The sequence below is a fragment of the Phenylobacterium sp. genome, from assembly GCF_004297125.1.
GTDB lineage: Bacteria > Pseudomonadota > Alphaproteobacteria > Caulobacterales > Caulobacteraceae > Phenylobacterium.
This window is the reverse complement of sequence record NZ_SCVD01000022.1, coordinates 77348-98523: the sequence shown is the minus strand read 5'-3', so window position 1 is coordinate 98523 and position 21176 is coordinate 77348. Positions and strand designations below refer to the sequence as shown.

The 21176-nt window shown below is 69.5% G+C and carries 17 protein-coding genes; 7 read left to right on the top strand and 10 right to left on the bottom strand.

What is annotated here, in order from left to right; all coding sequences use genetic code 11:
• Nucleotides 1-55: 55 nt before the first annotated feature.
• Nucleotides 56-793 (top strand): glutathione S-transferase family protein, encoded by a 738-nt coding sequence (locus tag EPO51_RS15340; RefSeq protein WP_293352030.1) that lies wholly within the window; start codon nucleotides 56-58, stop codon nucleotides 791-793.
• Here the strand turns inward: EPO51_RS15340 and EPO51_RS15335 are convergent.
• Nucleotides 790-1053 (bottom strand): MoaD/ThiS family protein, encoded by a 264-nt coding sequence (locus EPO51_RS15335; RefSeq protein WP_293352028.1) that lies wholly within the window; start codon nucleotides 1051-1053, stop codon nucleotides 790-792. The two genes, EPO51_RS15340 and EPO51_RS15335, sit on opposite strands and share 4 nt — an antisense overlap.
• On the bottom strand, nucleotides 1050-2171 hold the full coding sequence (locus EPO51_RS15330) for a WD40/YVTN/BNR-like repeat-containing protein (protein ID WP_293352026.1): 1122 nt from the start codon (nucleotides 2169-2171) through the stop codon (nucleotides 1050-1052). Before EPO51_RS15330 ends, EPO51_RS15335 begins: the two co-directional genes overlap by 4 nt.
• 271 nt (nucleotides 2172-2442) lie before the next feature.
• Here EPO51_RS15330 and EPO51_RS15325 point away from each other — a divergent pair, with 271 nt between their 5' ends.
• Entirely contained in the window at nucleotides 2443-3018 is a 576-nt protein-coding gene (locus EPO51_RS15325) for a response regulator (protein WP_293352024.1), read from the top strand.
• Between the two features lie 37 nt (nucleotides 3019-3055).
• On the opposite strand, the gene EPO51_RS15320 is transcribed toward EPO51_RS15325, so the two are convergent.
• From EPO51_RS15320 to EPO51_RS15305, 4 genes are all read right to left on the bottom strand, one after another.
• Nucleotides 3056-6268, bottom strand: a complete 3213-nt coding sequence (locus EPO51_RS15320; RefSeq protein ID WP_293352022.1) for an error-prone DNA polymerase — start codon at nucleotides 6266-6268, stop codon at nucleotides 3056-3058.
• Nucleotides 6265-7860, bottom strand: a complete 1596-nt coding sequence (locus EPO51_RS15315) for a Y-family DNA polymerase (protein WP_293352020.1) — start codon at nucleotides 7858-7860, stop codon at nucleotides 6265-6267. Before EPO51_RS15315 ends, EPO51_RS15320 begins: the two co-directional genes overlap by 4 nt.
• On the bottom strand, nucleotides 7775-8566 hold the full coding sequence (locus EPO51_RS15310; protein WP_293352018.1) for an ImuA family protein: 792 nt from the start codon (nucleotides 8564-8566) through the stop codon (nucleotides 7775-7777). The genes EPO51_RS15315 and EPO51_RS15310 overlap by 86 nt, the downstream gene beginning before the upstream one ends.
• Nucleotides 8567-8653: 87 nt before the next feature.
• The gene (locus EPO51_RS15305) at nucleotides 8654-10810 is read right to left on the bottom strand and encodes a TonB-dependent receptor domain-containing protein (RefSeq protein WP_293352016.1); all 2157 of its coding nucleotides are present in this window, start codon (nucleotides 10808-10810) and stop codon (nucleotides 8654-8656) included.
• 244 nt (nucleotides 10811-11054) lie between these two features.
• Between EPO51_RS15305 and EPO51_RS15300 the strand changes: the two genes are divergently transcribed.
• From EPO51_RS15300 to ku, 3 genes are read left to right on the top strand one after another with little or no spacing between them, the layout of a single operon-like run.
• Nucleotides 11055-12572, top strand: a complete 1518-nt coding sequence (locus tag EPO51_RS15300) for a carboxylesterase/lipase family protein (RefSeq protein WP_293352014.1) — start codon at nucleotides 11055-11057, stop codon at nucleotides 12570-12572.
• Complete coding sequence (locus EPO51_RS15295) at nucleotides 12569-13117, top strand: hypothetical protein (protein ID WP_293352013.1); 549 nt, start codon at nucleotides 12569-12571, stop codon at nucleotides 13115-13117. Before EPO51_RS15300 ends, EPO51_RS15295 begins: the two co-directional genes overlap by 4 nt.
• A 43-nt stretch (nucleotides 13118-13160) precedes the next feature.
• Nucleotides 13161-14024, top strand: a complete 864-nt coding sequence (gene ku / locus EPO51_RS15290; protein ID WP_293352011.1) for a non-homologous end joining protein Ku — start codon at nucleotides 13161-13163, stop codon at nucleotides 14022-14024.
• Nucleotides 14025-14028: 4 nt separating this feature from the next.
• On the opposite strand, the gene EPO51_RS15285 is transcribed toward ku, so the two are convergent.
• Complete coding sequence (locus EPO51_RS15285) at nucleotides 14029-15531, bottom strand: carboxylesterase/lipase family protein (protein ID WP_293352009.1); 1503 nt, start codon at nucleotides 15529-15531, stop codon at nucleotides 14029-14031.
• A gap of 111 nt (nucleotides 15532-15642) precedes the next feature.
• On the opposite strand from EPO51_RS15285, the gene EPO51_RS15280 reads away from it, so the two are divergent.
• On the top strand, nucleotides 15643-15936 hold the full coding sequence (locus tag EPO51_RS15280; RefSeq protein ID WP_293352007.1) for a DUF1330 domain-containing protein: 294 nt from the start codon (nucleotides 15643-15645) through the stop codon (nucleotides 15934-15936).
• A gap of 60 nt (nucleotides 15937-15996) precedes the next feature.
• Nucleotides 15997-16338 (top strand): hypothetical protein, encoded by a 342-nt coding sequence (locus EPO51_RS15275; protein ID WP_293352005.1) that lies wholly within the window; start codon nucleotides 15997-15999, stop codon nucleotides 16336-16338.
• 13 nt (nucleotides 16339-16351) lie between these two features.
• On the opposite strand, the gene ligD is transcribed toward EPO51_RS15275, so the two are convergent.
• The 3 genes from ligD to otsB are packed head-to-tail and all read right to left on the bottom strand — an operon-like array spanning nucleotide 16352 to nucleotide 21092.
• Nucleotides 16352-18961: a DNA ligase D gene (gene ligD / locus EPO51_RS15270; protein WP_293352003.1), complete on the bottom strand. Its 2610-nt coding sequence runs from the start codon at nucleotides 18959-18961 to the stop codon at nucleotides 16352-16354.
• Nucleotides 18961-20364: an alpha,alpha-trehalose-phosphate synthase (UDP-forming) gene (locus tag EPO51_RS15265; RefSeq protein WP_293352001.1), complete on the bottom strand. Its 1404-nt coding sequence runs from the start codon at nucleotides 20362-20364 to the stop codon at nucleotides 18961-18963. The genes ligD and EPO51_RS15265 overlap by 1 nt, the downstream gene beginning before the upstream one ends.
• Complete coding sequence (gene otsB, locus EPO51_RS15260; protein WP_293351999.1) at nucleotides 20361-21092, bottom strand: trehalose-phosphatase; 732 nt, start codon at nucleotides 21090-21092, stop codon at nucleotides 20361-20363. The genes EPO51_RS15265 and otsB overlap by 4 nt, the downstream gene beginning before the upstream one ends.
• Nucleotides 21093-21176 lie beyond the last annotated feature (84 nt).

Sequence of the window (21176 nt, the reverse complement as noted above, 5' to 3'; positions counted from 1 at the left end):
CGCTTGCGCTCGCGGCTCGGCGCGGCAACCCTGCCCGGCGTTCCAGGAGGCAGGCGTGAAGATCATCGGCAGCTACGTATCGCCCTATGTCCGCAAGGTTCTCGCGTGCCTGGCGCTGAAGGGGCTGGACTACGAGATCGATCCGATCACCCCCTTCTTCGGCGACGACGAGTTCGAGCGGCTGAGCCCGCTGCGGCGCATCCCTGTGCTGGTCGACGGCGATCTGTCGCTCTGCGACTCCTCGGTGATCTGCGCCTATCTGGACGAAGCCTATCCGGGCCATCCGCTGCTGCCCGCCGATCCGAAGGACCGCGCGCGGGCGCGCTGGCTGGAGGAGTTCGCCGACAGCCGGATGGGGGACGTCTTCATCTGGGGCCTGTTCTATCCCCTCGTCGTGCATCCGGCGGTCTGGGGGGAGAAGGGCGACATGGCCCGCGCCGAGAACACCTTGGCCGAGGACGCGCCGGCGGTGCTCGACTACTTGGAAGGCCAAGTCCCGGCCGACGGCTTCCTGTTCGGCGACATCGGCCTGGCCGACATCTCCATCGCCACCTTCTTCCGCAACGCCGCCTTGGCTCGGTTCACGATCGACGCGGCTCGCTGGCCGAAGACGGCGGCCTATGTCGCCCGTGCGCTGGCCCATCCTGCCTTCGCCGGCCTGCTGCCGTTCGAGGAGGCCCAGATCCGAACCACGCCTGCCGGCCGCCGCGAGGCGCTGATCGCCGCCGGCGCCCCGCTGAGCGCCGCCACCTGCGGCACGGCGACCCCGAAGAAGGGCGTCATGGCTCTCTAGCCACCCGACAAGGCTCCGAAGATCAGCAGTTCGCCGCCGTCGCGCACGGCGGCGTCCGTTCGCCGGGCCTCGTCCTGGCCCAGGAAGATCCGCACGTGCCGGCGGATGCGGTCCTGTTCGTCGATCACCCGGAACTTCAGTCCCGGATAGCGCCGATCCAGGTCGTCCAGCACCCCGCCCACGGTCGCGCCCTCAGCCTCCACCCGCGTCGCGCCGTCGGTGTAGGCGATGAGCTGCGAGGGGATCGAGACGCGGATCATGCGGCTTCGACCGCCGCCACCGAATAGATTTCGGGCAGGTGGGCGGCGATCTGGCGCCAGCTCGCGCCCTCGTCGCCGCTCATCCAGATCTCGCCGCCGGTCGTGCCGATGTAGAGGCCCAGCGGATCGGCGCGGTCGGCGCAGAACGCCTGGCGCTTGACCGTGAACCAGCCCTGTTCGGCCGGGAAGCCGCGATCCTGTCGCTCCCACGAAGCGCCGGCGTCGCGCGTGCGGTAGGCGGCGGGCCTGCCGCCCGGACTGGTGCGGGGCCAGACCTCGGTCCCGTCCATGGGCCAGACCCAGGCCGTGTCGCGGTCGCGGGCGTGCGGCACGATGGTGAAGCCGATGTCGCCTACGTCCTTGGGCATGGCCTCACCGATCCGCTCCCAGCGCTCGCCGGGGCGGTCGAGGCGGTAGATCCCGCAGTGGTTCTGCTGCCAGAGCCGGTCGGGGTCGCTCGGCGCAAGCGCGACGTAGTGGCTGTCCTGGCCGAACTCCGGATAGGGGTCGGGCAGGAAGTCGCAGCGGACGTTCTGGTTCAGCGGCCGCCAGGTCGCGCCCTGGTCCCTCGTCTCCAGCACGCCGGCCGAGCAGGTGGCCAGATACATGTGCCGGGCGTCGCGCGGGTCGATCAGGATCTGGTTCAGGATCGCCCCGTCCGGCGTGCCCCCCTCGGGCGGAAACCACGCCATCACCTGGGGATGCTGGTTGAGGCCCTCGACCCCGTCCCAGGTCTCGCCCCCGTCGGCGCTGCGGAACAGTCCCGGCGGCGATGAGCCAGCCCACCAGACGCCGGGCTCGTCGGCGTGGCCAGGCTCCAGCCAGAAGGAATGGTCCACCGAGCGGCCATGGGGGTCGCCCTTCGGGAACGCGGGCGGCCGCTTGGCCTCGGCCCAGGTCGCGCCGCCGTCGACCGAGCGCAGGATCGTGGGGCCCAGGTGGCCGGTGGAGGCCGCCATCAGCATGGTCCGCCCGTCGCGCGGGTCGCGAACGAAGTGGTTGACGATCTGGCCCAGGAACATCGGGCCTTCGACCGACCAGGCCTGCCGGTGCTGGTCGCTGCGGTAGATCCAGGCGCCCTTGCGGGTGCCGACGAGCAGTTGGATCGCTTGCGCCATCTGTCACCTCCCACCCCTAGGACGCGCGAGGACAGCCTACTCCGACAACGCGTTCGGCGAAATTGGCGTACCTGGTGAGATCTGCAGCCGGGCCGCAAAGGCCGAGACCACCACCCATGGATCGTGCAATTCGGCTCGCGATCTTAAAGAAGTATTCGATTCTGAGAGTGAGTAAAAATCAGGAACACATTGCGGACATGAATGTTAATTGCATTTAAATTGGATACAACTTTGAGGTGGCGCGTTGTGATGTTGCAGAGGTAGGTCAAAGATGCAACATCTTCGCATTCTACTTGTCGACGACAGTTTCACAATAAATCTCGATATCCGTGAAACACTTGAAGAAAACGGGTTCGAAGTAGAGTCCGTCTATTGTGCGGGCGCTGCATACGAGGCGCTGGATCGGGGACGTCCGCCACTGGCCCTGGTCAGCGACATCGATCTTGGACCGGGCCCAAATGGGTTTGACGTCGCCCGCCGTGCGCGCGCCAACTACCCCGCTCTTCCGGTGGTGTTCATCTCCGGGACGAGGTCGTCCTGCCATCCCAAGCAAGGCGTGGCGGGGTCGGAGTTCCTGGATAAGCCCGTCCGTTCACTGGAGATCATCGAGGCGCTGCGTCGCGTCATATGTCTCGAGGCCGAGCAGCTTGTCGATCAGGGCGACAGTTCAGATCCCGCGCCGAGCAGGGTCTGGCGCAGCCTCGGTGATCCTGCTTTTGGCCGCCGAGGGGCGACCGCCCCGAAGAGCCGGTCCGCCAGGCCGGTGGTCGGCGGATTGGCCTTCCGGAAGCCATGGCTGCCGGTTCGGCCGTTGCGGGCGCCGTTCATCACCCGCCGCCTGGCGTAGACGCAGGGCGATCCCGACGGGCTTGAATGGCGCGGCCTCAATGGAAGTCGCGGCTGCGCACCAGGCGGCCGGTGACCCTGGAATGGACGGCGATCTCGCCCTGGTCCTCGCGCAGCTCCGAAAGACGGCCCGAGAGGTCGGTGAAGCGCTCGGCGACGACGTGGACCACCTCGCCCTCCCTCTGCACCTGGCCGTGGACGATCAGGAAGGCCGAGGTCATCACCAGCCGGCGGTGCGCCTCGAAGGCGTCGCGCCAGACCACGATGTTGGCGATGCCGGTCTCGTCCTCCAGGGTCATGAACACCACGCCCTTGGCGGTGCCGGGCCGCTGGCGCACCAGCACCAACCCGCCGACCGAGAGGCGCCGGCGGTCGCGGATGGTCTTCAGGGCCACGCACGGCACGACCTTCTGGCGGGCCAGCTCCTCGCGGAAGAAGCGGACGGGATGGTCCTTCAGCGAGAGGCTGGTGGTGCGGTAGTCCTCGGCCACGTGCTGCGGCAGGCTCATGAACGGCAGCTCGACCTGGGCCTCCTTCAGGCTCTGGCGCAGGAGCAGGGGCGCATGCTTCTCCGCGCCCCATTCGCCGGAGAGGCCCTTCACCGCCCACAGGGCTTCGCGGCGCGGGAAGCCCAGGCTGCGGAAGGCGTCGGCCTCGGCCAGCAACTCCAGGGCGCGCCTTGAGAGCCGGGCCTGGCGGGCGAAGGCCTCGATGCTCTCGGCTCCGGCCGCCCGCGCCTCGACCAGCGCCCCGGCGTCGTCCTTCTTGAACCCCTTGATCTGCCGCAGGCCCAGGCGGACCGGACGCAGCCGCTCGCGCGGGTCGTCCTTCGCCTCGATGGTGCAGTCCCAGTCGCTGGACATCACGTCCGGCGGCCGCACCTCCACACCATGCTCCTGGGCGTCCCGGACCAATTGCGCCGGCTGGTAGAATCCCATCGGCTGGCTGTTCAGCAGCGAGACCAGGAAGGCGTCGGGGTGGTGGCATTTCACCCAGGCCGACACATAGACCAGGATCGCGAAGCTGATCGCATGGCTCTCCGGGAAACCGTATGAGCCGAAGCCCTCGATCTGCTTGAAGCACCGCTCGGCGAACTCGGGATCGTAGCCGCGATCGACCATGCCTTTCACGAACTTCAGCCCGTGCTCGCCGATCGTGCCGACATTGCGGAACGTCGCCATGGAGCGCCGCAGCCTGTCGGCTTCGTCATCGGTGAACTTCGCGGCCACGATGGCCACCCGCATGGCCTGTTCCTGGAAAAGGGGGACGCCCTTGGTCTTCTCCAGGATGTCCTTGAGCTCGTTGGCGGGGCCGTGGTCGGGGTGCGGAGACGGATAGTCCACCGGCTCGATTCCGTCGCGCCGCTTTAGGTACGGATGCACCATGTCGCCCTGGATCGGGCCGGGCCGAACGATCGCCACCTCGATGACCAGGTCGTAGAACTTCTGCGGTTTCAGCCGGGGCAGCATCGACATCTGCGCCCGGCTCTCCACCTGGAAGACCCCGACGGAGTCGGCGCGGCACAGCATGTCGTAGACCGCCTTGTCCCCCTGGGGGATGTGGGCGACGTCCGTGATGCGCGTGCCGTCGGCCTTTGGCGGCAGAAGGTCGAAGCTCTTCTTCAGCGCCGTCAGCATGCCCAGGGCCAGGACATCGACCTTCATCAGCTTCAGGGCGTCGATGTCGTCCTTGTCCCATTCGATGAAGGTGCGGTCCTCCATGGCCGCGTTGCCGATGGGGACCGTCTCGTCCAGTCGACGCTTGGTCAGGACGTAGCCGCCCACGTGCTGTGACAGGTGGCGGGGGAAGCCCAGCAGCTGCTGGGCCAAGGCGGTGGCGCGGCGGATCTCGGGGGCGTCGGGGTCGAGGCCGGTCTGCCGGATGTGCTCATCCGGGACGTCGTCGCCGTAGCTGCCCCAGACGGTGTTCGCCAGCGCCGCGGTGATGTCCTCGGTCAGGCCCAGGGCCTTGCCGACTTGGCGGATGGCCATGCGGGGCCGATAGTGGATGACGGTGGCGACGATGGCGGCTCGATGGCGGCCATAGCGCTGGTAGACGTACTGCATCACCTCCTCGCGCCGCTCGTGTTCGAAGTCGACGTCGATGTCCGGCGGCTCCCCGCGGTTGCGGGAGATGAAGCGCGAGAAGAGGAGGTCCTGGTCCTCCTTGGTCGGGTCGACCGCGGTTACGCCCAGGCAGAAACAGACGCAGGAATTGGCCGCCGAGCCGCGGCCCTGGCAGAGGATCTTCAGATCCTCCCGCGCATGGCGCACGATGTCGTGCACCGTCAGGAAGTAGTTCGGGTAATCGAGCTCCTCGATCAGGTCGAGCTCGACGTCGACGGTCTTCCGCACCTTCTCCGGTATGCCCTGGGGATAGCGCCAGTTGGCTCCCGCCCAGGTCAGGTCGCGCAGGTGCTGGATCGCGGTCTTGCCGGGAGGCACCGGCTCGTCGGGATATTCGTAGCGCAGATCGCCGAGGTCGAAGCCGACCCGTTCGGCGATTTCGACGCTACGTTCGACGGCGCCCGGGAACTTCGCGAACAGACGCCGCATCTCTCCCGCCGGCTTGAGATGCCGCTCGGCGTTGGCCTGGAGGCGCAGCCCGGCTTCGTGGATCGTGCAGGTCTCGCGGATGCAGGTCAGCACGTCCTGCAGCGGTCGCCGCTCGGGGCCATGGTAGAGGACGTCGTTCGTCGCCACGATCGGGATCGCCGAGCTTTCGGCCAGTGCGCCCAGGTGGGTCAGGCGATGCAGGTCGCGTGCGCCATAGCGCCGGGCGGCGGCCAGCCAGACGTCGGGCAGTTCGCCGCGGATCCGCCGCAGGTCGCCCTCGAATACCTGGTCGAGGCGATCGGGCGGAACCACCAGGACCAGTTGGCCTTTGGCATGGGCGAGGAAGTCCTCCCAGTGCAATTCGCACTCGCCCTTCTCCGACCGGCGCTGGCCCACGGTCAGCAGCCGGGTCAGGCGGCCATAGGCCTCCCGGTCGGATGGATACGCCAGCAGGCTGGGCGTTCCGTCCGCGAAGTCCAGGCGGCAGCCGGTCAGGGCGCGGACCCTGGCGCCCTTTGCCTTCAGGTCCTGCATCTGCCGCCACGCGCGCACCACCCCGGCCAGGCTGTTGCGGTCGCAAACCCCCACGGCCTCCAGGCCCAGGGCGTCGGCGCCCACCACCAGCTCCCACGGATGCGACGCGCCGCGCAGGAAGGAGAAGTTGCTCGTGGCCTGGAGCTCGGCGTAGCGGGTCATGCGAACAGCCCGTGCAGCCACCACTTCGGCCCGGCCTCGCCGCTGTAGAGGCCGGCGCGGAACAGCCAGAAGCGGCCGCCCTCGGCGTCTTCCACCCGATAGTAGTCGCGGACGTGGTCCACGGAGACGTCGCCGATATCGGCCTTCCACCACTCCTCGCCGATCCGCTCGGGCCCTTCGGCGCGCTGCACCCGGTGCAGGCGGCCGCGCCAGCGGAACTGGACGGGCGGGTCGTCGGGCAGCAGCGCCACCACCTGTTCCAGCGGCTCGGGCCGGCGGAACAGGCGGACAGGGCGTGGCGCCTCGCGGTCCCAGGGGCGGGCCTTGGTTTCAGGCGCGCCCCACGCCCCCTCCACCGCGTTCCGCGGTCCCCCTCCCCCGCGCTCTGCGGCGCGATGGAGGATTGCGGGCTCCCGCTCGACGGCCAGCTCGGGCACGTGGCTCTCGGCGGGGACGGCGCGCCAGACCGCGCAGGGACCCAGGCGGTTGGCCAGCCTATCGACCAGCGGGGCCAGGCCATCCTCCACCGCCGCGTCCAACCCGGCGTCGATGCGGGTCTGGCGACCACCGACGGGCTCGACCGCATAGGCGGCGAGGGTCACCGACTCGATGCCGAAGCCGGGGTCCACGGTCTCCAGCTTGGGCTGGAACAGGCGGGCGATGCGCCGCGCGTCGCGGCCGGCCAGGGACAGGCCCACGGCCAGGGTCAGGGCCTTGCCGTCCACCCGGTGGAAGGCGATCTCGAAGCGCCGGCCGCCGTGGCTCTCCGCCTCCAGGCGGGCGCAGAGCTTGGCTGCGACGTCCTGGGTGACCCGCTCCATGTCCTCCGGCGCGCTGATCGGTTCGAAGAAGGCCAGGCGTGCGACCCAGGGGGTCGGCGGGCGGCGGAAGGCCAGCGCCTCGGGGCTGCGGCCCAGGGCCTGGTCCAGCCGTTCCAGGGTGCGGGCCCCGAACCGGCGGCCCAGCGGCGCGCGCGGGATCTCCATGAGCTGGCCCAGGCGGCGCAGGCCCAGGCGCTCGATCTGGGCGGCGGCCTCGGGATCGAGGCGCAGGGCTGCGGGCGGCAGCGACTGGATCAGCTCGGCCTGGCCGTTCGGACGCGCGATGGTCCCGTCGCGGCCGAAGTGGGCCAGCGCCCAGGCCGCGCCCGGCGTGTCGGCGATGGCCAGGCGGAAGGGCAGGCCGGCGCCCGCCAGGCGATCCCGGAAGTCGGCCATCAGCTCGGCCTCGCCGCCCCACAGGTGGGCGACGCCGGAGATGTCGAGGAACAGGCCGTCCGGCCGGTCGGCCGCCACCGCCGGCGAGAAGCGCACGCACCAGTCCACCAGGGCGGTGAGGGCCAGGGCGTCCGCGTCCGGCTCGGCCTCGGCGGTGGTCAGTTCGGGGACCAGGGCCATGGCGTCGGTGGCCTTCTGGCCGACGTAGAGGCCGAGCTTCGCGGCCTCAGGGCTGACCGCGGACAGGCGCCGGACCTGGCGCACGGTCTCGATGAGGGCGAGGGGCCCGTCAGGCGGCGCGTCGGACTGCGGGTTGCGCCGGCGCCAGTTCGCGATCGCCCAGGTCGGCGACCAGGCGCAGAGGATGCGCGACATCGCCTGCCTCCCAGGAATAGGCCCGATCGGCCTCGAGGATCCATTCGCCGGAGCGTCCGCCCCGGCAGCGTTCCAGCGCTACGCGGAAGCGCGGCGCCCCCAGGCCGAACTCGCCGGCCGGCGGCTCGGAGGGGGCGGAGGCGATGCGCCAGCGGGTGGCGGACACCGACCCGGCCGCCTCGGTCTTCGCCGTCCCCCCGAACGGCCGGCGCTTGATGACGAAGCCCGTGGCGCCGCGCTTCTCGCAGGCCAGCTGCAGCCGCCGCCCGGCGGTCAGGCCCACGGCCTCCACCTCGCCGAAGACGGCGGTGACGCCGACGGTGGCCAGGGCGTCCTCCATCACCGAGAGGGTCTCGGCCTCGTCCCGGGCGCAGACCTGGATCAGCCGCTCGGACGGGAAGCCCAGGCCGGCCAGGCCGGGCGCCCAGAGGTCGTCGCGGCGCATCACCCAGACCGCCTCGCCTTTCCGGGCCAGGGGCGCCGCCGCCAGGGCGGCGAAGGCGGCCGGGGCAGCCGAGGTCTCGGCCTCCAGCCCTGCGCCGGTGATCTCATGCCAGCGCCCCAGCGGCAGCCCGCCCCCGGGCAACCGGCCATCCATGCCAAGGTCGCCGAACGGCAGCACGCCCACGTCGGTCCGCCCGCCGCTTTCGATCGCGGCGATCTTCGCCCGCATGGCGGCGAGCCGCATGCCGCGAAAATCGGACATCTCTTCGGGACTCCTTTTGTTCCATCTTTGTTCTGAGACTGTGGAGCGAAGGAGTCAAGGTCGGGCGCGTCCGATTCCGGCGCTCGATCAGCCGCCGGGCGGCCCGCCGCCGAAGTCGAAGCCGGGATCCTTCGGCCGCTTGCCCTCGCCGCCGAACGTCCAGGTCAGGCCGATGAAGACGGCCCGCATGTTGTACTCGGTGCGCCGGCGCATGCGCAGCTCCGGCGTGTCGACCACGATCACATAGGGCGAGGTCTTCAGCACGTCTTGCGCCGTGACCGTCAGCGACAGGTCGTTTGTGAACCTGTGCCGATAGCCCAGGTTCAGGAAGCCGAACGGCTCGACACGGCCCTGGGCCGTGAGCTGTGCTCCCACGGCATTGCCTGTGGCCTGCACGAAGTCCTTCGGCGTGATCTGAAAGTTCAGCGAGCCGCGTCCGCCCAGCGACAGATCCGACCGCTTGCCGGTGAAGCCCAGCTCGCCCGCGTCGATCTCGTTCCAGAAGACATTGCCGCTGACGTTGTAGGTGAGCTTGGGCGTGATCTTCCCGTTGGCCACCAGCTCCAGCCCGCCGGCCTTCCGCTCGCCCAAATTCTCCTTCGTGCGCAGCAGGACTCCCCCGCCGATGTCGGTGAATACGTCGGTCGGGACGTCGCGGCTGTCGCGGTAGTACAGGGTCGCCAGGTAGTAGGTCGGTCCCTTGCGGAACTGCCAGGCGGCCTCGTACGAATTCATCTTCAGCGGCTGCAGGTCCGGGTTGCCCTGCCTGACGTTCGACTGGTCGACGTAGACGCGGAACGGGTTCAGGTCGTCGGGATACGAACGGTTGATCCGCCGGCTGAAGGCCAGGCTCACCTGCTGCTCGTCGTTCAGCCGGTAACCCAGGTGCAGGCTGGGATAGACGTTCAGCCGGTTCTGGCCGAAGCGCTCGCCGGTGGTGACCTGGCGGATGTCGATGTCCACGGCCTGGAGCCGCAGCCCCGTCAGCACCGTGAGCTTGCCGAACCCCTGCTCGTAGGTGGCGTAGGCGCCGGGGCTCACGAAGTCGTAGCGGTATTGGTTGGTGAAGCCCGGCAGGCCGACCAGCGACCCGGGGGCGGGACCGCGCAGGCCCAGGAACGCGGCATCGTAGTTCTGCCGGGCGAGGTCGGCTCCCACCTTGAGCTTGGCGCCGCTCTCGAAGGGCCGGACGTAGTCGGCCTTCAGCTCCAGCTCGTCCAGGCGCGTGGCGGTCTGGATGTTCTCGTAGAAGCCGGCGGGGAGGGGCAGGCGCGTCGCCACGCGGGTGCGGACGCCGTTGTCGAGATCGGTTCGCTCGAGACGCAGGCTGAGGGAGAGGTCGCTGTCGCCGGTGAACTTTCGCCGATAGGTGGCCGTCGCCGCGCCGTTCGACCGGGTCAGATCCGCCTCGCCCAGCCGGTCATACAGGCGCAGGATCGCGCCCGCGGCGTTGCGGCCGACGTCCTGTTCGAAGACGTCACCCTCGATCTCCATTCGGTTCGCCCGCACCTCCAGGCCGATCCGGGTCTTGGCGTCCAGGTCGTAGTCGACGGCGCCGCGCGCCGTGTACATGTGGCCGTCGCCCACGGTGTCGGAGATGTAGTCGCTCCTCCCCGGCAGCCCCACGACGTCCAGGCCCACACGGGACTCCGGCTGGTGGAACTTCTGCGGATCCCGGCGGATGCTGGCGTCGCCGGAGAAACTGAACTTGCCGGAGTTGTAGCCGCCGCTGGCCCCGGCGGTGTACCGCGCCTCGCTGCCATAGGTGCCGCGCACCGTGCCCGAGTAGCCGGGCTTGCGCGCCTTCTTGCTGATCAGGTTGATGATGCCGGAGCCGTCGGGACGGAACTCGGCGGAGGGCGTGGTGATCACCTCGACGCGCTCGAACTGGTCCGCGGGCAGGTTCTGGAGCGCCGAGGCCCGGCCCTCGCCCCTGAACTGCCCGGACGGCTGGCCATCGACCATGATGGTGACGTTGGGGTCGCCGCGCAGGCTGACGTTGCCCTGCACGTCGACGCTGAGCGACGGCACGTTGCGCAGGGCGTCGCCGATCGAGCCGGTTGCGGTCTGCAGGTCGCCGCTGATTCCGTAGCTGCGCCGGTCCGCCTCGACCCGCAGGCCGTCGCGCGACTGGCCGGTGACGGTCACTTCCTGGACCGTCTTTTCCGTCTCGGCCTTCGGCGGGGCGGCCAAGGTGGGCGAGGCGGTCAGGAGGACCGGCGCGGTCAGCCACAGGAAAAGCATGCCCGCCACCCCGATTACGAACGTAAACTGATTCAGAGATTACATAAGTAATTCTTCGGTGCAACCATTCGTGGTCATGGACCGCCGAAACTGCAGGGGAAACCGCGAAGGCGCCGTCCTCGCGTGGCGCAGCTGGGCGGCGTCTGCAATCTGGGAGCGACTTTATGACCGGAGGATTTCACCGCAGTTGTCGCACCGTCGAATATCGAGGCTAAATCCACGCCAAAGGTTCGGGAGGCTGGGAATGCGTTGGGCGGGGGTTCTTTCGGCGGCGTGGTTGACGGCGGCGGGGGTGGCCCACGCCCAGGCGCCCGTGACGGCCAAGGTCGAGGGCGGCGTCCTGGCCGGCGAGGCGACCGACAGGGCCAACGTTTTCCGCAACATCCCCTTCGCCGCCGCGCCGGTGGGCAAGCTGCGCTGGGCGCCGCCGCAGACCCCGGCCAAGTGGACCGGCTCGCGCGACGCCACCCGGAACGGCCCGTCCTGCCCACAGCCGATGAACGCCAACGGCGCGCCCAACGGCGGCGGGGCGAACGGCCCGGTCTCGGAGGACTGCCTGCAGCTCAACGTCTTCGCCCCCAAGGACGCCGCCAAGGGAGCAAGGGGGGCGGCGCCGGTCATGGTCTGGATCCATGGCGGCAGCCACCGGACCGGGGCGGGTTGGGTCTATGACGGCCAGAACTTCGCCCGCGACGGGGTGGTGGTGGTCTCCATCAACTACCGCCTGGGGGCGCTGGGCTATTTCGCGCATCCGGCGCTGACCCGGGCGGCCGGGGCGGAGCCCACCGGCAATTTCGGCCTGATGGACCAGATCGCGGCCCTGGAGTGGGTGAAGCGCAACGCCGCGGCCTTCGGCGGCGATCCGGAGAACGTCACCGTCTTCGGCGAGTCGGCGGGCGGCATGAGCATCCTGGCGCTCCTGGCGACGCCCAAGGCCAGGGGCCTGTACCAGAAGGCCATCGTGCAATCCGGCGGCGGGTGGTTCCCCCCGGTCGACCTGGCGGCCAAGGAACAGCAAGGCGCCGCGGCGCTCGCCAAGGCGGGCGTCGCCGCCACGGCCACGGCGGACGAGCTGCGCGCCATCCCGGTCGAGACCCTGGTCCCTATCGCCGCGAACTATGGCCCGTTCATCGACGGCAAGCTGATGACGGAAAGCGCCTCCCAGGCCCTGGCGCGCGGAACCTTCGACGACGTGCCCCTGATGATCGGGTCCAATTCCGGCGAAGACTCCCTGATGGGGCCGGGACCGCTGACGCCCGCCCAGCTCGCCCTGATCCCGCCCGCCGTCCGCCCGATCTACAAGGATGAAGCGGCCCAGGGCGATGAGGTGCTGGCCCGCGCCGTGTTCACCGACCGCATCATGGGCGGCGCGGCCCGGTGGGTGGCGGCCGAGGCGGCCGGCGGCAAGCCGGCGTGGCTCTATCATTTCTCCTACGTCGGCTCACGCTTCAGGCCGGCCGTGAAGACCGCCGCCCACGCCGCCGAGATCCAGTACGTCTTCGAATACTGGGGCCGCCGCACGGCGGTGAGCCAGATCGGCGAGGACGACAAGGCGATGGCGGCGCTGATGCACGCCTGCTGGGTCAGCTTCGCCAAGACGTCCGCGCCGAAATGCGGCGCCCAGGATTGGCCGGCCTACGACGCCAAGACCGACAAGCTGATGGAGTTCGGGGCGGAAAGCGGCGTGCGAACGAACTTCCGCAAGCCCCAGCTCGACCTGCAGCAGACGGTCGCCCTGCCGACGCTGGGGCTGAAACAGTGAGGAGCGCCGCGCTTGCACTGGCCGCCTTCGCAGCGCTCGCCGCTGGAACTGCCGGCCATAGCGCGGAGGCGACCTACTATCAGTGTAGCGTCGATCTGAACGACATGCCCAAGGGCGCGCCCCGCTTTGCCGACTACGCAGTTCCCGTCGCGAAGATCGATCGACCCGCACCCGTGAAATTGCGCACGGCGTTCGACCGGGCGTTTCGGACGCGCCTGCGCCAGGCGGGAAAGGGACCCCCCAACTTCGCCGGTCACTATACGATCAACGTCTGGGGCTGTGGGACCGGCTGCGCGACATATGCAGGTGTCGACCTGCTCACGGGCGCCGTCGCCATCGTCGGCGGATCGGTCGGCGACACGCCCATGGAGCGTGTCCAGAGCCGGCCGGACAGCCGGCTGCTGATCGTCACCGCCAAACCCAGCGAAGACAGTCCCGAGGTCGAGGCCGTCCGCTACTTCGTGTGGACCGGCAAGGCGCTGAAGCTTGTGAAGACCTACCCGTACAATTCCGTCTGCCGGCCGGATCCGATCGAAGCGAACTGACTCGGCCGTAGCCGCGTTGACTCCGCCGAATCCGGAGTCATCCATGGCCACTCGTCCGACCTGGCAGGGCTACCTGCGCCTCAGCCTCGTAAGCTGCCCCGTCGCGCTCTACACCGCCACCCAGCGGACCAGCGACGTCAGCTTCAACATGCTGCACAAGCAGACCAACAACCGGATCAAGATGATCCCCACCGATCCGGAGACAGGACCGGTGGACCGGGCCGACATCGTCAAGGGCTACGAGGTCGAGAAGGGCCACTACGTCGTGGTCACCGACGAGGAGATCAAGAACGTCCGGCTGGAGACCACGCGGACCCTGGATATCGAGCGCTTCGTCGACGAGGACGACATCGACCGGCTCTACTGGAACGACCCCTATTTCCTGACCCCTGACGGCGACATGGCGGTGGAAGCCTTCACGGTGATCCGCCAGGCCATGGAGAAGGCCGGGAAGATCGCCCTTGGCCGGCTGGTTATGCACCAGCGCGAGCGGTTGATGGCGCTGGAGCCCCGCGGCAAGGGCATCCTAGCTTACTCCCTGCGTTCGAACCGCGAGGTGAAGGACGCCGACGAGGTGTTCGACCGCATCCCCACCCACAAGCCGCCGGCGGCCATGGTGGAGATCGCCGAGAAGATCATCAGCCAACAGGCCGGGCCGTTCGACCCCTCCAAGTTCAACGACCGCTACGAGGACGCGCTCCGGGCCCTGATCAAGGAGAAGGAGAAGGGCCACGGCGTGAAGAAGGTCGAGGAGCCCAAGGAGGCCGAGGTCATCGACCTGATGGAGGCCCTCAAGCGCAGCCTGGGCGGCGAACGGCGAAAGGCGCCGGCCCGCAAGGCCGCACCGGCGAAGGCGACCGCCAAGGCGTCCACGGCGCGAAAGGCCCCCGCGAAGAAGCGGGCCTGAGTCCCTACTTCGCCTGCCCCGCCTCCACCGCGTCGCGCCAGTCCTTCAGGAAGTGCTCGCGGACCTTGACGCCGTCGTCGCCGAACTCGACCTGGCGCTCATGGGCCGCGTCGAACTTCGGCCAGGCGACGCCGCCCGCCGAGCCCGGATCGCCGGTCTTGGCGAAGTTGGCCCAGTAGGTGTTCATCGCGTCGGACAGCGCCTTGTCGTTCGCGTCGAACTTCACCGGAGCGGTCGGCGCCCCGAACACGTAGCGGATCTCGTCGGTATGGCCGGCGCCGTAGGGCCTCCGGTCCTTGTCCGTCGGCGCGACGCGGCTGAAGTAATAGAGGTAGACCGGCTGTCCGGCCTTGGCGTGCAGGCGCGCGGTGTTGCGGTCGGGTTCGGTGATCATCTGGACGGTGACCACGTCGTTGATGATGCGGGCCTTGTCGCCCGCGCCGTTCGGGTCGAACGCCCTGAGGATCGCGGACTTCTGCGGCTCGGGGATGGCGTCCAACTGGGCGGGCTGCGGGCGGAACAGGCTGGCCTCGTTGGAGTTGCCCCCCAGCATCAGTGGGACTTTCGCCTGCTTGCCCGCCGAGAACCCCTGGGCCAGGCCTTCGTTGATCAGCTTGCCGTCCAGGATCGGCCCGGCCCGGCCGACCAGACCGCCGCTGTAGGGCATCGCTGTCAGCGGGACCTTGCGGAGCGCGGCGGCGGCGGCGGCGTCCTCGCCCTGCACGCCCGCGTCATTGGCAGCCTTCAGTCCCGCGGCCTCGGCGGTTTTCAGCGGGGTGGGCACGTGGCGGGCGAAGCTGGACTCCCCGATGACCTTCGAGAACAGCCCCTTCGCCTCCGGCGACAGCATCAGATAAAGCACCGAGATGCCGCCGGCGCTCTCGCCGAAGATGGTCACCTTCTTCGGGTCGCCGCCGAAGCTGGCGATATTGGCCTGCACCCACTTGAGCGCCGCGATCTGGTCCATCATGCCGTAGTTGCCGGTCGGGCCTTCCTTGGTCAGCGCCGGGTGGGCGAACCAGCCGGCGCGGCCCAGGCGGTAGTTCAGGCTGACGTGGACGATCCCCTGCTTGGCGAAATTGGTCCCGTCGGTGTCGCCGCCGAACGCGCCCATGCTGGTCCCGATGACGTAGGCGCCGCCGTGGATCCAGACCATCACCGGCAGCCTGGCGCCCGGCCTGGCGTTGGCGGGGCGCACCACGTTGATCGTCAGGCAGTCCTCCACGTCCTGGCAGCGGGGGCCGGCCTTCGAGGCGTCGCGCTCGCCGGTCCAGGCCGGCGCGGCCGCGGGCGGCTTCCAGCGCAGCTCGCCCACCGGCGGGGCCGCGTAGGGGACGCCCAGCGTATAGGCGACGCCGTCCTTGACCGTGCCCTTCAGCGCGCCCTGCCGGATCTTGACCACCTGGGTCACGTCCGAGGCGAAGGCGTCGGCGGGCGCCTGGGCGGCGGCGGGCACGGCGAAGAGGCTGAGTGCGATCGCGCTGGCGACCAACGAACGACGGATCATGGCTTCCCCCGGAGTTTTTCGAATTTCCGGTCTGCTTAGCCGGCGGCTGTTGCGCGATTGTGTCGGCATCGGGGGGCTGCGATAGGGTTCGCGACCGCGCCGGAGAACCTGATGCCCGCCTATGTGATCAACGAGATTGTCGTCACCGAACCGGATCGGTTCCAGACCTACGCCGACCAGGTGCCGGCGATCATCGCGAAGTATGGCGGCGCGTACGTCGTGCGCGGCGGCGCGCCGGAGCGCGTGGACGGTCCGGAACCGCCGCACCGGCTGGTCGTGCTGCGGTTCGAGAGCCGGGAAGCGGCGCGGGCGTGGCGCGCTTCGCCGGAATACCTGGCGATCCTGCCGATCCGCGAGGCCACCTCCACCAGCCGGGTCTATATCGTGGACGGCTACGAGGGCTGACGCGGAACCTTCGCCGCCTGGCGAGGTTCGGGTTCCCGGGACGCACCGGAGAGACGAACCTTGCGACGCTTCCTGATCCTCGGGGTCACGGCCCTGATCGCCACCGGCTGCGCCACCTCGCCCCGCCAGACGGTGAAGACCCTCGACAAGCGCGACCCGGAATACGCCAGCCGCGACTGCCGCCAGGCGCGCCGCGCGGTCGGGCGCTACGACGACAACAAGGACGGCCGCGCGGTAATCGCTATCGCGGGCAACCTGGTGATCCCGTTCGCCGGCAGCGCCGCGGCGCTGGCCATGAGCAAGATGAAGGACGACGAGCGCGTGGCCCTGAACGAACGCGTCCGTAAGGCCTGCGTGTCGGACCCGCTGGGAAAGCGGCGGTCGCGGGTCGCGAGCCGCTGATGGAGACGGCGCGCTACCTCTTCAGTTTCCTGATCGCATCCGCCAGCGGCCGTTCGGCGTCGCAGTAGTCCGCCCAGGCCTTGGTTTTCTTCAGCAGACCGGGCGCGGTGCGGATGGTCCAGGCCTTGGGGTCGAGCCCCGGCTTCACCTGGCTCCAGTTCATCGGGAAGCTCACCGGCGCCAGCGGCCGGGCGCGCGGCGAGAGCGGGGCCACCGCCGTCGACATGCGGTCGTTGCGCAGATAGTCGAGGAAGATCCGGCCCACCCGCTTGGCCTTGGCCATGTTGACCACATAGCGGTCGGGCGCATCGGCCGCGATCGCCAGGCAGACGTCCTGGGCGAATTTCTTCGCGGTCTTCCAGTCGGTCTTGCCCTTGCCGTCCTTGAGGGGCGTGACGACGTGCAGGCCCTTGCCGCCCGTGGTCTTGCAGAACGCCGCCAGACCCAGGGCCTCCAGGCGCGCCTTCACCTCCCTGGCCGCCTCGATGACCCGATCGAAGGGGATGTCCTCGTCGGGATCCAGGTCGAAGACCAGGCGGCCGGGGACCTCGGGCTGGTCCGGCTGGCAGTTCCAGGGATGGAACTCGACCGCGGAGATCTGGGCCAGCGCGGCCAGGGCTTCGACGCGGTCGATCTGCAGGTACGGCTTGTGGTCGCCGAACACCTTCACCTCGGTTAGCAGGGCCGAGGAGCCCTTGCCCGCGTGTCGCTGGAAGAACCGTTCGCCCCCCAGGCCGTCGGGGGTGCGGATGATCGAGCAGGGGCGGCCCTTGATGTGCTGCATCATCCAGGGGCCGACGGCCTCGAGGTACTGGGCGAGCTCCAGCTTGGTGATCGGCGCGCCCTGACCGTCGTCGGGCCACAGCGCCTTGTCCGGACTGGACAGGGTGACGCCCATGACGACCGGCGGCCCGGCCTTGGCGGCGGGCCTGCGAGCCGGCCTCGGCCCGGCCAGTTCGGCCTTGTCCACGGGCTGGGGCGTCTCGGCCTCCACCTCGCGCGCGGGCTTGTCGTCTCGCAGCCCCTTGAACGCGCCCTGCCGCACCATGCCAGACGTGGTGAAGCCGGCGAACTCGATTTCCGCCACCAGCTCGGGCCTGGCCCAGTGGACGTTCGGCTCCTTGCGCGGCGCGCCGGGGCCGGAGAACGGGCTCCTGTCCGCGGCGAGCTTCTCCAGCCTGGGCAGGACCCGGCCCACCTTGTCGCGGCCGAAGCCCGTGCCGACCCGGCCGACGTAGACCAGCTTGTCGCCGCGATGGACGCCCACCAGCAGCGAGCGGAGCTGGCCCGCCTCGCCGGTCCAGCCGCCGATGACCACCTCGTGGCCGGCGCGGCACTTGGACTTCAGCCACGCCTCGCCGCGGTCCGAGCGATAGGGGCCGTCCAGCCGCTTGGAGACGATGCCCTCCAGCGACATGCGGCAGGCCGACTGCAGGACGGCGTCGCCCGCGGTCTCGAAGTGGTCGACATAGCGGATGCGTTTCTCCAGCGCCTTGCCGGCGGCCTTGAGCACCGCCTGGAGCCGCAGCTTGCGCTCGCGCAGCGGCAGCTCGCGCAGGTCCTCGCCAGCCAGGAACAGGGCGTCGAAGGCGAAGAAGATCAGGTCGTCGGTCTTGCCGTCCGATAGCGCCGCCTGCAGCGCCGGGAAGTCGGGCGAACCGTGGGCGTCCAGGGCGCAGGCTTCGCCGTCGTAGACGCCGTCGGGCAGGGCGGCGGCGTCGCGTGCGATCGCCTTGAACTTCGCGGTCCAGTCCAGCCCCTTGCGGGTCTTCAGCGTCGCCTTGCCCCTTTCGACGCGGAGCTGCAGCCTATAGCCGTCGAACTTGATCTCATGGCCCCAGCCGGCTCCCGGCGGCGGCCGGTCGACGGACTTGGCGAGTTGCGGCGGCACGAACCCAGGCAGGGCGGCCGCCTTCAGCTTGGGCGCCGGGGCGGCCTTCAGCGGCGCGGCCGGCTTCTCGTCCTTCGCGGCCCGGTTGGACTGCCAGACGTCCTTGCCCGCGGCGCGGCCCTTTCCGGTCATGAACCTGGTCGGCCCCTTGCCTTTGCCGGCCGCGATGTCGTCCATGCTCCGGCCGGAGGCGATCGAGGTGGTCTCCTCCTCGACCAGGGCACCGCCGTTCTCCTCCACCGCCCAACCGTCGTGATGCTTGATCAGGAGCCAGTTGTCGCGCTTCTCGCCCTCGCGGCGCTTCATGCGCACCAGGACGTAGGATCCCTTCAGCCGCTCGCCGTCCAGGGTGAACTTGAGGTCCCCCCTCTTCAGCATCGCCTTGGGATCACCCTCCGGCTCCCAGTAGCCGCGGTCCCACAGCATCACCGTGCCGCCGCCGTACTGGCCCTTGGGGATGGTCCCCTCGAAGTCGCCGTAGTCCAGCGGGTGGTCCTCGGTCTGGACCGCCAAGCGCTTGTCGGCCGGGTCCAGCGAGGGGCCGCGGGTCACCGCCCACGATAGGAACACGCCGTCCAGCTCCAGGCGGAAGTCGTAGTGCAGGCGGGTGGCGGCGTGCTTCTGGATCACGAAGCGCCGACGGTTGGAGGGCTTGGTCCGCACGGCGCTGTCGGGCTCGGCGGTCTTCCCGAAATCCCGCATCGAACGGTAGCGCGCCAGCTTGTCGGCCATCAGACCACCAGGGCCGGCCGCATCTTGACGCTCCTACCGGACAAGGCGCCGACGAAGCTGTCGCGCCAGCCGACCACGTCCTCGCGCTCGACGCTATCGAAGAGGGCCTGCCAGCGGCGGATGCGCTCAGGCTTCTCCATGGCCAGAGCCCGTTTCAGCGCGTCGGCCACTTCCTCGGGGCTGTTGGGGTTGACCAGCAGCGCGTCGGGCATCTGTCGTGCGGCGCCGGCGAAGCGCGACAGGATCAGCACGCCGGGATCGTCGGGATTCTGGGCCGCCACATATTCCTTGGCCACCAGGTTCATGCCGTCGCGCAGCGGGGTGACCAGGCCGACCCGCGCCGCGCCATAGATCCCGGCCAGCTCGTCGCGGCGGTAGTTGCGGTTCACCCACCGGAACGGCGCCCAGTCCACATCGGCGAACTCGCCGTTGATGCGGCCCGACAGGGAGTCCAGCCGGGCGCGGATCTCCTGATAGGCCTCGACCGCCTCGCGGCTCACCGGAGCGATCTGTAGCATCAGCACCTCACGGCGCAGGTCCGGGTTGCGGGTCAGGAACTGTTCGAAGCCCAGGAACCGCTCCTCCAGGCCCTTGGAATAGTCCAGGCGATCCACGCCGACGATCAGGTGGCGGAACACCGTGTGGGCGGCCATGAGGTCGCGCATCCGGCGCGCCCGAGAGCTCTTCACCATCCGCGCGAAATCGGCCGCGTCGATGCCGATGGGGAAGGCGCCCACCTCCAGGAGCCGGCCGAAGCCCTTCAGGCAGCCGGGCTTCACGAGCGAACCGTCGGCTTCGGACAGGACGTATTCCTCGAACGCCTGCTGGTACTCGGCGGTCTGGAAGCCCACCAGGTCGTAGTCGAACATCGCCTCGACCAGCTGGCGATGGCGGGGCAGGTTGATCATCACCTGGTGCGCCGGCCAGGGGATGTGCAGGAAGAAGCCGATCCGGTTCTTCACCCCCAGGGCGCGCAGCTCGCGGGCCAGCGGGATCAGGTGATAGTCGTGGACCCAGATCAGGTCGTCGGGCTCGATCAGCGGCGCCAGCGTCTCGGCGAACCGGCGGTTCACCCGCGTGTAGCCCTTGTCGAAGGCGCGGTCGAACGCGGCCAGGTCGTTGCGGTAGTGGAACAGCGGCCACAGCGTCTTGTTGGCGTAGCCATTGTAATATTCGTCGACGTCGACCTCCTCGAGATCGACCGTCGCGGCGGTCACGCCGCCGACTTTCTCGACATTGAGCTGGCCGGTGAACTTGTCGGTGGTCTTGCCGCTCCACCCGAACCAGATGCCGGAATATTCTTTCAGAGACGCCGCCAGGGCCATGGCGAGGCCGCCCACGCTCTCCTCGCCGTCGCCGGAGGGCGGGTTGACGCGGTTGGAGACGACGATCAGCCGGCTCATCGCGCGGCCTCCAGCCAGGCCAGCACATCCTCGACGTTGCGCAGGCCGAACCGGGCGTGGGTCTCGCGCGGATTGCCCACCAGCACGCCGAAGCCGCCCAGGCGCACCACCTCGGCGAAACCATGCTCGTCGGTGGCGTCGTCGCCCACGAACACCGGAACCGAGTCCCGGAACGCCGGCGTCGTCATGAAGGCGCGGACCGAATCGCCCTTCGACGGACCCGGCGTGCGCAGTTCCTCCACCATGTCCCCTTCCTGAAGCGCGAGGCCGGTCTGCTCGGCGACGCGGCGCGCCAGGGCGCGGGCGTCGAGGGCGCGACCTCGCGCCAGCCGGAAGTGCAGGGCCACGCTGGCGCCCTTGTCCTCGACGAGCAGGCCCGCGTCGCGCTTCGCGAAGTCGCGCAGGGCGGCGACGGCGGCCTCCATGCCGGGGTGCGGCTCCGGCGCATGCAGGCTGCCGTCGCAGTCGCGCCGCACCAGGCCGTGGACGGCCGAGACGCAGGTGATCCGGCCCTCCAGGATGCGATCGATGTCGGCCAGCGTCCGGCCGCTGACCACGGCCAGGCGACCGCTGAGGCCCTCCTTCAACTGGTCGAGCAGGCGGGACCGGCGCGCATCGGGCCGCACGTCCTGCGGCCGTGCCGCGATCGGGGCCAGCGTGCCATCCAGATCCAGGAACAGCGCCGCCTCGCCCAGCCGCAGGGGTTTGGGCGCTGGTAGACTGATCAAGACGGACTCAACTGGCATCTCACTCCCACCCGGTCAGGCGGATTAACGCGGCAACGCACCAATTCGATCCCCTTCCGCCCTTGA

What these genes read in the sequence shown, in the direction of transcription:
- EPO51_RS15335 (WP_293352028.1), bottom strand. Translation starts at nt 1,053, where the DNA reads ATGATCCGCGTCTCGATCCCCTCGCAGCTCATCGCCTACACCGACGGC.
- EPO51_RS15330 (WP_293352026.1), bottom strand. Translation starts at nt 2,171, where the DNA reads ATGGCGCAAGCGATCCAACTGCTCGTCGGCACCCGCAAGGGCGCCTGG.
- EPO51_RS15325 (WP_293352024.1), top strand. Translation starts at nt 2,443, where the DNA reads ATGCAACATCTTCGCATTCTACTTGTCGACGACAGTTTCACAATAAAT.
- EPO51_RS15320 (WP_293352022.1), bottom strand. Translation starts at nt 6,268, where the DNA reads ATGACCCGCTACGCCGAGCTCCAGGCCACGAGCAACTTCTCCTTCCTG.
- EPO51_RS15315 (WP_293352020.1), bottom strand. Translation starts at nt 7,860, where the DNA reads ATGTCGCGCATCCTCTGCGCCTGGTCGCCGACCTGGGCGATCGCGAAC.
- EPO51_RS15310 (WP_293352018.1), bottom strand. Translation starts at nt 8,566, where the DNA reads ATGTCCGATTTTCGCGGCATGCGGCTCGCCGCCATGCGGGCGAAGATC.
- EPO51_RS15305 (WP_293352016.1), bottom strand. Translation starts at nt 10,810, where the DNA reads ATGCTTTTCCTGTGGCTGACCGCGCCGGTCCTCCTGACCGCCTCGCCC.
- EPO51_RS15300 (WP_293352014.1), top strand. Translation starts at nt 11,055, where the DNA reads ATGCGTTGGGCGGGGGTTCTTTCGGCGGCGTGGTTGACGGCGGCGGGG.
- ku (WP_293352011.1), top strand. Translation starts at nt 13,161, where the DNA reads ATGGCCACTCGTCCGACCTGGCAGGGCTACCTGCGCCTCAGCCTCGTA.
- EPO51_RS15285 (WP_293352009.1), bottom strand. Translation starts at nt 15,531, where the DNA reads ATGATCCGTCGTTCGTTGGTCGCCAGCGCGATCGCACTCAGCCTCTTC.
- EPO51_RS15280 (WP_293352007.1), top strand. Translation starts at nt 15,643, where the DNA reads ATGCCCGCCTATGTGATCAACGAGATTGTCGTCACCGAACCGGATCGG.
- ligD (WP_293352003.1), bottom strand. Translation starts at nt 18,961, where the DNA reads ATGGCCGACAAGCTGGCGCGCTACCGTTCGATGCGGGATTTCGGGAAG.
- EPO51_RS15265 (WP_293352001.1), bottom strand. Translation starts at nt 20,364, where the DNA reads ATGAGCCGGCTGATCGTCGTCTCCAACCGCGTCAACCCGCCCTCCGGC.